8 protein-coding genes are annotated in these 9,218 nt (G+C 55.5%); 7 read left to right on the forward strand and 1 reads right to left on the reverse strand.

All coding sequences use genetic code 11. The annotated features are described in order from the left end of the window. Positions 1-543, forward strand: a 543-nt coding sequence (locus B060_RS25750; protein ID WP_040401965.1) for an autotransporter outer membrane beta-barrel domain-containing protein, incomplete at its 5' end; no start/stop codon positions are given. A 113-nt stretch (positions 544-656) separates the two neighbouring features. Further along, entirely contained in the window at positions 657-872 is a 216-nt protein-coding gene (locus B060_RS27510; RefSeq protein WP_155847982.1) for a hypothetical protein, read from the forward strand. Between the two features lie 217 nt (positions 873-1,089). On the opposite strand, the gene B060_RS0122915 is transcribed toward B060_RS27510, so the two are convergent. Continuing rightward, positions 1,090-4,368: a TonB-dependent receptor gene (locus B060_RS0122915; RefSeq protein WP_018084130.1), complete on the reverse strand. Its 3,279-nt coding sequence runs from the start codon at positions 4,366-4,368 to the stop codon at positions 1,090-1,092. A 769-nt stretch (positions 4,369-5,137) separates the two neighbouring features. On the opposite strand from B060_RS0122915, the gene B060_RS0122925 reads away from it, so the two are divergent. From B060_RS0122925 to B060_RS26925, 5 genes are all read left to right on the forward strand, one after another. Continuing rightward, a complete protein-coding gene (locus B060_RS0122925) occupies positions 5,138-6,652 on the forward strand; it encodes a tryptophan halogenase family protein (protein ID WP_026173089.1) in 1,515 nt (504 codons plus the stop codon). A gap of 191 nt (positions 6,653-6,843) precedes the next feature. After that, positions 6,844-7,941, forward strand: a complete 1,098-nt coding sequence (locus B060_RS0122930) for an acyltransferase family protein (RefSeq protein ID WP_018084133.1) — start codon at positions 6,844-6,846, stop codon at positions 7,939-7,941. 9 nt (positions 7,942-7,950) lie between these two features. After that, positions 7,951-8,457, forward strand: coding sequence for a hypothetical protein (locus B060_RS0122935; protein ID WP_018084134.1), 507 nt, complete (start codon positions 7,951-7,953; stop codon positions 8,455-8,457). 38 nt (positions 8,458-8,495) lie between these two features. After that, complete coding sequence (locus B060_RS25755) at positions 8,496-8,975, forward strand: glycoside hydrolase family 18 protein (protein ID WP_018084135.1); 480 nt, start codon at positions 8,496-8,498, stop codon at positions 8,973-8,975. A gap of 36 nt (positions 8,976-9,011) precedes the next feature. After that, positions 9,012-9,218 (forward strand): helix-turn-helix domain-containing protein (locus B060_RS26925; protein ID WP_040401747.1); only part of this gene is annotated, 207 nt, incomplete at its 3' end.

Genomic DNA, 9,218 nt, shown 5'->3' on the forward strand with positions numbered 1-9,218 from the left:
ACGATCGAGGGCATCAAGATCATAGACGTCACCGGCGCATCCAACGGCACTTTTGTGCTTGAAGGTGACTACGTCTTCGACGGCGAACAGGCGGTAATCGCTGGTGCCTACGGCTATCGACTCTACAAGAATGGCGTTGCCAATCCCGCCGATGGCGATTGGTATCTGCGTTCGGCGTTGCTCATTCCGGGCGATACCGATCCGTCACCGCTTTACCAGCCCGGTGTACCGATCTATGAGGTTTATAGCGCGAACCTGCAATCGCTTAACACCTTGCCCACGCTCCAGCAGCGCGTCGGTAACCGCACTTGGGCTGCCGGGGGTAATCCCGAAGGTAACGGTCTTTGGGGACGCACGGAAGGCATACGGAGCCGCGCCAACGCGGCGGTATCGACAAGTGGCTCCGATCAGGACATCGATATTTGGAAGATGCAACTGGGTGCCGATCAGTTGCTTACAACGACCGACAAGGGCGAGCGCCTGGTGACAGGTATCACCGTCACCTATGGTGAGGCCAGTGCGGGATTGCGGTTGAAATTTTGAAGGCATGACGCCCAAGCTCCCTCGAATATCGAGAACGTTTTAGCCTTACAGGATAACATTATTCCAGTTTTGTTCCGCACACCCGCCAAGTTGACAGCCTGGCCAAGGCAATCGTGTCACGGGCACCGGGAGCGGTACGTGCCGCCAAGCAAGCGATCGATGCAAGTTCCAAAGATCTGACGCAAGCATTGCAGACCAATAACGAACTGCTAGGCCAGACGTTTGCCGCGCCGATGGCGACCGCACTCACTTTGGCCGCTCTGGAGGGCGGTGCCCAGACACGTGAGGGCGAGAAGAATCTGGAGGAAACGTTGGCCGCCTTGTTGTGAATGGTTGCTGGCGGTCTGACCGCCAGCGATGACCATACAGGAAGTTTAGGCCTCGATGACTTTCGGATGGCCGCTTTTGATCGAATGACGGTTTCTATTTTCCTGCTACCGCCTTGCGCGCCAAGCTGTGGACAGCTTAGGTGGCATTCGGTCAAAAAAACGCGCCAGTCCTGAAGGACTGACGCGCTTGAAGTTCCGCTTGGGAGTAGAGGCGGGTTTAGAACTTGAACTGGACGCCTGCCTGAATGCGGCGGTCGTTCTTGAACCAGGCGTTGGGCGCCAGCGTGCCGTTGTTATCGACCTGCTGATATAACACTGTGTCGGTATCCAGAAGGTTCGAGCCCTCTAAGCTCAACTGGATATGATCGTTTATGTTGTAGTGCATGGATGCGTCGAGGAAACCGGCGGACTTTTGCCAGATCGGGAAGCCAATGCAGCAATCGACGGCCGTGACCAGGAACTTCGAGCGCCAGTTATAGGCAATACGGGCCGAGAAGGCCTTCTTGTCGTACATGGCGATCAGGTTGTACGAGTCCTTGGAGATACCTTCCAGCGCGTGTGGATTGATCGAATCCTCCGCCTGAGAAAGACCACCGCCGCCTGTATTTGTGCCGCCATTGGCCGATTCCGTGATCAGATTGGTATTGGTGATACCGTTATTGACCACGTGGGTGTAATTGGCCTGCATGCCGAGGCCGCTGAGGAGACCCGGCAGGAAGTCAAAGGTGCGTTGATAAGCGACTTCAAAGCCCTTGATGCTGGCGCCGTCACCGTTAACCGGACCGTTCATCTCAACCGTCTTGGTGACGCCATTGTTGGTCAGCTCCAGATCGTAGCTGCCGTATTGAACGTAGTCATAGAAGGTTTTGGCGAAGGCCGTGAAGGTGAAGGAGCCAACCGAGGCGAAGTAATGTTCGAGCGAGATGTCAAACTGGTCGGCGGTCATTGGTGCCAGGAACGGATTGGCGGTGTTGCTCTGGTAACGGAAGTTATAGCCAGTCGCCAGGCCATTGGTGAAAGTGAAGTTCGGATCTGTCGTCTGGGCGGTATCAAGGGGCGAGCCCTGGCGGGTAATGGCCGAGTAGTTTTTCAGGTAGCCGAGATCCGGGCGCGACATGGCTTTGGAAGCCGCGAAGCGCACGAGCCACTCGTCATTCAGATCAATCTTCAGGTTGAAGCTCGGCAGAACATTGGTGTGCTTGGTCTTGGCGGTGCGGATGATATAGGCGCCATTATTGAAGGCCAGATCATTGGCGGAGAGAACGCAACCCGGTGTGAAGCTGTTATAAACACTCTCGGGAGTAGTGACGACACCGCGTGTACAGGCCAGTTGTGCATCCGTGTAATTAAGGAAGTTCGGCAGGAGGTATCCGCCTTCCGATTCGTTCCGGGTTTCCACAACGCGGACGCCGATATTACCGGAAACGCCGTAGCCGAAAAGTGTAGCTTCAGGGCCGCCGAACTTGAGCATGGCGTAGATGGCCTTGGTCTTTTCACTCGTCGGGTGGATTTCCGACTCCTGATAGCAACCGATATCGCCCTTTTCAATCTCGCCCGCGCGGTAGTTCTCGTTGGAACAGACCGGATAGTAGCCGCTAAAGGCGCGGGTCGTACCGTTGTTGCCGAGAACCGATCCGAGTGCACCCGAGGATTTCAGTTTGTCCATATTGAAGAAAACAAAAGATTGCTCATCCATCACGCCGCCGCGGAAGAAGTCGCTGCTGAAGGTGTAGGGCTCGTAGGCATCGGCGCCGTAGACCGGCAGGTCGGCGTTATAGACGGCCGATTGGTTGCCCCATACCGAGGTAATGTTGGCCCAATTGTAAGCGCCCCAGCGCACAGTCTGGTTCCGATTGGCGGCGCGCATGCCTACTTTCAGCGTATCCAGCCAACTGTTCCCGATATCCCATTGCAGATCGGCGCGGATGGCGTCTTCGGTGCCGTAGGATTCTTCGACGTGATCGGACGCCGAGTAGTAGTTGTAGTTATGGGCGTTGGTAAAACCGCCGTCAGCCAGGTTGACATAATCAACGGCAACGTCCGAAAGCGTCATTACCGGATATTCGCCGCTGGCGTCGAGGTACATATTACCGTAGGTGTTCATGACTACCGAGGCATTGTAGTTCTCGACTTCTGACTTGACATGCTGGACATCGAAGTTGGCGCGCAGGCGGTCAGAGATATCCCATTTCAGGTTGACGCTGAAGTCTTCTGTATATTGATCATTCTTAAGATAATTGGAAGCGGATTGGATCAGGGCACCGCGACGGGCGTCGGCGCCAAGGGCGCAGCCGTCCCAGGAGTGACAGGTTGCCAGCAGGGGAACGCCGGGCGCGATCTCTGCGACGCCGGAGGCAGACAGGGCGTCGGTATCGGCGAGATAGCCAATGATGGTCGACATCTGGCCGCTGACAAAATTGCCATTGGCGTCGAAGACGAAGGGCGAGGTGCCGTTCGCCGGCTTGGCAATATCCGGGTTGGTCTCAACATAGCTGGTCGGCAGGCCATAGACGCTGAAGGCGCTGCCGGAGATGGCGTGTTCCTGCCAAGAATTGCGATACTGCGAGCGATTGTATTGCGCCGTCAGCAGCAGGTCGCCGTCGTTTGAGCGCCATTGGCCCGCCAGAGCAATGCCCTTACGGTTACGGTCATAGACGTTTTCACGGTTATAGACGACAGACGGGATATATTTCAGACCCTCACCGAATACGCTCGGCACATCGAAAATGCCCATGCGATCGTACTGGATGCCTTGCGAGCCGGTATAAACCTGCGAGGTGGCGATATTGGCCATGAAGCCGAACTCGCCGATACTGGTGGTCCAGCGGTCGGAATAGATGGCGGAGACATCATAGCCAGACTTCTTGGCCAGATCACCATAGCTGCTGGTGGCATTGACGACCAGCAGGCGTCCCTTGGAATCGAACGGCACGCGAGTGCGCAGATTGATCGTACCTGCAATGCCGCCTTCAATCAGTTCGGCCGTCTGGTTCTTGTAGGTGTCGACGCCTGACATCAGTTCGGGCGATACATCACCCCATGACAGGCCGCGCGAGGAGTTGGCATCGAAAACGTCGCGACCGTTGAACTCGGAGCGAACCTGCATCAGGCCGCGCACCAGAACGGCCGACGGTTCAGCCGAGAAGTGTGAGGTATCTGAGGTGCCGTTGAAGCGCGTAACGGTAATACCGGCGACCCGCTGCAGAGCTTCGGCGACCGACTTATCAGGGAAGGAACCGATGTCCTCGGCGGTAATCGAATCAACCACTGTGTCGGCGCCACGCTTGATCTGTTGAGCGGTTTTTAGTGCTTTGCGGGCGCCAACGACCACCACTTCGGTCGAATCGGCAGGCGCTGTGGCAGCGCTATCTGGGGAGGACGTTTCCTGGGCCAGGGCAGGGCTAACGAGAAGGGCCAGAGAGGCCAGGGCAGCGGCGCCGGCGCCCGTCATGAGGCGGTATCGGCGGTTGGCTGGTGATAGGTTTCGTGCCGTCATAGTATTGTTTCCCTATTTTATGGGCGGCCTGATTTTTTGAAGGATAAGACCGCGGTTTTCCGTGGGCGTTTCAGCGAACGCCGGATGCAGTACTTTAAGAGATTTTTTAGAGTAGATATCAGCGGCTCGCCAACCTGCGAGGCTGACAAGGGACGGTGCCAATATTCGTGCACCGATAGTACCAATTGCGCGATTGGTACAAACCAATAGAACGCAGTATTGTTAATGTGTCCACAGGCAATTGTCACATTTACGACATTATGTGTCGCACCTGCGGTAATTTGTTGAAAAAACAGAATTTAATTCGTAAAAAATCGCACATGGCGCAAGATATGCGCGCCCCTATCACCTATGGTAGACTCATTTCGGCTACAATTGCATTGACAAAGAGCGCGTCTGTAAGGCCAATTGAGGCAGCGATGATCAATGAATGGGGCAATCTGAAGAATTGGTATTATTGCTGCCGCTCGCAATGCTCAGGCATGTCGCATTTTGTGGAGGTACGGATGAACATGTCAGCCATGGCGACATTTTTGGGGTGGGTGGGCGCACTTTTCGGCGTGCCGGGCATGGGCCAGACTACCAGCGACTTGGTGGTCCTTAATGCGCGGGCCAGCAGTGCCGGAATGTGTACGGAGTGGGCCAAACCAGCGAGCTCCGCAAGAACAAGACGCATCAGGGGCCAAAGCCCTAAGTTTTGCGCAAGCATTTGCCACGCTATTATGGCAGAGCGGGTTCTAATACGTCCATATAGCTTTGGAGATTGAAAATGGGCGCTGCCACTCTACGAAGGCTTATCATCGTTGGCGGTGGCACTGCGGGCTGGATGTCAGCAGCGATGCTGGCGAAGACGCTGGGGACAGAAATTTTCAATATCACCTTGGTGGAATCGGAAGAGATCGGCACTGTAGGGGTGGGTGAAGCCACTATTCCGCCTATCCAGTTGTTCAACGAAATACTGGGAATCAATGAAGACGAGTTTGTCCGGGAGACCAATGCGACCTTCAAGCTTGGCATACATTTCCTCGACTGGCGCAAACCTGGTGTCCGATATTTCCATCCCTTCGGCCAGTATGGGGTCGACATGGATGGAATTGGCTTCAACGCTTTCTGGCTGCGAATGGCGCAAATGGGCGGCGATGGCGACTATGGCCGTTTCAACGCCGAAACGCTCGCGGCGGGTCAAAACCGTTTCGGTCGGACGCAAAAAAGCCTCACCTCGATTTTGCCAGATATCAACTACGCCTTTCAATTTGATGCCAGCCAGTATGCCGCCTTCCTTCGACGCTACAGCGAGGCACGTGGCGTCAAGCGCATCGAGGGCAAGATAGCCACCGTTACGCAGCATCCGGAAAACGGCTTTATCAAATCGGTGCAAACCGAAGATGGCCGGATCATTGAAGGCGACTTCTTTTTAGATTGTTCTGGCTTCCGGGGTCTACTGATCGAGCAAACGCTCAAAAGCGGCTACGAAGACTGGAGTGCCTGGTTGCCGTGTAACCGCGCCGTCGCTGTACCATGCGAGAAAGCTCCAGGACCGATCGCGCCCTATACGCGTGCCACAGCACGGGAGGCGGGCTGGCAATGGCGGATACCCCTGCAGCACCGCACCGGAAATGGCTATGTCTTTTGCAATGAATTCATCGGTGAGGACGAGGCTTGCGACAATCTGCTGGCATGCCTCGATGGCAAGCCGCTAAAAGACCCCAAGGTCCTTAGTTTTGTCACGGGACACAGGAAAAAAATTTGGAACAAAAACGTTCTGGCTCTCGGTCTTGCCAGTGGTTTCCTTGAGCCTTTGGAATCGACGAGCATTCATCTCGTGCAGACCTGCCTGACCAGATTTTTAGCTATGATGCCCAAACGCGACATAGATGACGCTACAGTCGACGCCTACAATCAGATTGTCCTCGCTGAATATGTGAACATCAAAGACTTCCTCATCGCTCACTATAACGTCACGGAGCGGGAAGACACGCCGTTTTGGAAATATTGCAAGCACATGTCCATTCCTGATAGCCTCAAGGCTCGGTTGGACATATTTGCGCGCCAGGGTAACGCCAATGTTCGACCAACGGAACTCTTCAAGGAAAGTAGCTGGTTCGCTGTCCTCCTAGGACAGGGTCTCGTGCCGCGTGACTACCATCCGGTCGCCGATGTCATTTCGGAAGCAGACTTGAAGCGCAGACTGGACAAAATCCGCGCCAATATTACTGAAAGAGTCAAAGGGTTGCCAACGCATAACGATTTTATCGCACGTTACTGCGCCTCGCGAACCTCGTAAATCCTCACATTCAACTCGATCATTCCTGCAGGCAAGTTAAGCAAAGAGCCTCTGAAGCGAAGACACGCTGCTCAGAACTCGGCAGGGCATTTAGGCCCACTCAAACGATAAGGCAGGATAATATTAAATTGGTATGCTTGTGGGTGAGACCAATTTGAAAAACACTCATAAAAAATAGGAGGATTTTTACCTTGGAACGCATACGCTTCACGTCGCTGGATGTTTTTCGCGGCCTGACGATCTGCCTGATGATCGTCGTCAACATGCAGGGTGAGGGCGCGTACCCCATCCTCGGCCACGCCGACTGGTTTGGCTTCGCCGTCGCGGATATCGTCTTTCCGTCCTTCCTGTTCGCCATGGGCAATGCGCTGTCGTTCGGCAAGACAGACCTGCCGGCGGGTGAGTTTTTTGTCAAGACACTGCGCCGTACGGTCATCATCTTCGCGCTCGGCTATCTCCTCTACTGGTTCCCCTTCTTCAAGCACACCGACGCGGGCTGGGTTATGAAGCCTTTTGAGGACACGCGCATCATGGGCGTCCTGCAACGCCTGGCCCTGTGCTACGCTATCGCCGCTATCGCCGCCCGCTATCTGGGTGAGCGCGGTCTGCTGGCCTTGTCCGCCGTCCTGCTGCTCGGCTACTGGGGCATATTGCTGGCCTCGGCGCCGCCCGAACTGGCCCTGACCAAGACAGGCAATATCGGCAACTACGTCGACCAGCTCATCCTGGGGAAATCGCACCTCTATCCGTGGGACGAAGGCTTCGAACCCGAAGGCCTACTGGGCACCATACCCGCCGCCGTCAATGTCATCTTCGGGTATCTGGCCGGCCTCTACGTCCGCAAGCACAGCCCCGGCCAATTCGTCATGATCCGCTTTATCTGTGTTGGTGTCGCTCTGATCCTGGCGGCGGTCGCCTGGGGCACGGTCTTCCCGATCGGCAAGAAGCTGTGGTCGTCGAGCTTCGTCCTGCTGACCGTCGGCATCGACCTGATCGTGCTAGCGGGACTGATCGCCTGGATCGACCAGGCAAAGCAGAAGTTCGGTGTCGGCTTCTTCGAGATATTCGGCAAGAACCCTTTGATCGTGTACCTGTTCGCCGAACTGCTGGCAGTGATATCGTGGCAGTTCGATATCGGCGGCAAGTCGGTCACAGGCTGGCTGTCGGGCAACCTCCAGACCTACGTCCCCGGCGCACCCGGCGCGCTTCTGTTCGCGGTGCTCTACATGCTCGTCTGCTGGCTGTTTGCATGGACCCTGCACAAGACCAAGATCGTTATCAAGGTGTGAGCCAAGTTTTTGATCTGGGCGTCCCTGCCCAATCGCATGTATGATCTTTTGCTGGACGGGTTTGTCTACGATGGACTGGACGCGGGGATCTGTGCTTTGGTTACGCCTGCGCCGATTCAGATGCAGGGCGGCGGCGCGTTGCGCATCGATGTCGCCAAGCCGACGGAAAACACTTGGGATATCGGCGCGAGCACGCCCATCACCAAAAATTTTAAAGCCGGCGACCTGATCGTGTTTGCGGTGTGGGCTAAACTGGACGCGGAAGACGCAGACACGCAACTCGATATTCCCGCAGTGATTCAGGTATCTAATGCGCCTTATACGCCAATCGTGCAGGGAAAGGTGACGCTTACCACTTCCTGGCAACTCGTGCATATGCAGGGTGTGTCGGGCAGCGATCACGAGGCCGGGACGACAAACGTCGCCTTGTCAATCGGCGGCTCGGCCAAGAAGATCGACATGGGGCCGGCCTATGTTCTTAACGAGAGCGCCCCACCTGCCGCGCCGGCGCATTGATAACATCTTATTTTTTAACAAGCAGACTTAATCGAGGAATGAGCATCAAGCCTATGAAACAATGCATATCGCACAGCGTAACAACCGCGCTTTTTGCAATGATCACCTTCCTTTTGGCCGCGAGAACTGCGAGCGCTGAGACGGTTTTCATTGGCTATTTGCCAAGTACTAAGGGAATGGAATCGCCGCTTAATTCCGTAAATATGACGCCGTACACACATATTATGTTGGCTTTCGTAAACCCGGATCCCCAGGGGCGGATCGTCAACGGAGAAGCGTTGGCCTACATGACCGACGAGAAAGGCGACCCTGTGACGGCCGCGTCGTTGAATAATGTGATTAAAACGCTTCACACAGGCGCCCACAAGGTCATGGCTTCCATTGCTGGTGGCATTTTGCCGGGGTGTGCCGGCGACTGGGCGGATTTGACATCACCGGCCAAGAGAGATGCCACCGTATCGACGCTAGAGCATTTTGCGACCTGTTTGACTCTTGGGGTTTCCAAAAGACTCGAATAGTGATTCAAGCTGGAGGCCGCGGAGGAGGCGGCTTTCATGAGTCATGCCTATTCAGTCGATCTTCGCCAGCGCGTCGTTGATTACGTGCTGTCCGGTCATAGTTGCGCATCTGCGGGTGACCGTTTTGGTGTCAGCGAGTCAAGCGCGATCAAGTGGACGCGCCGTTATCGGGAGACGAAGGAGATAGCTCCTAAAAAGCTGGGTGGGGATCGGCGTTCAAAAGCGATCGAAGCGGCGGGGTCA

This window comes from Asticcacaulis benevestitus DSM 16100 = ATCC BAA-896 (assembly GCF_000376105.1).
Taxonomy (GTDB): Bacteria; Pseudomonadota; Alphaproteobacteria; order Caulobacterales; family Caulobacteraceae; genus Asticcacaulis; species Asticcacaulis benevestitus.

Coding starts and splice junctions, on each gene's coding strand:
- B060_RS0122915 (WP_018084130.1), bottom strand. CDS start 4,368: ATGACGGCACGAAACCTATCACCAGCCAACCGCCGATACCGCCTCATG.
- B060_RS0122925 (WP_026173089.1), top strand. CDS start 5,138: ATGGGCGCTGCCACTCTACGAAGGCTTATCATCGTTGGCGGTGGCACT.
- B060_RS25755 (WP_018084135.1), top strand. CDS start 8,496: ATGAGCATCAAGCCTATGAAACAATGCATATCGCACAGCGTAACAACC.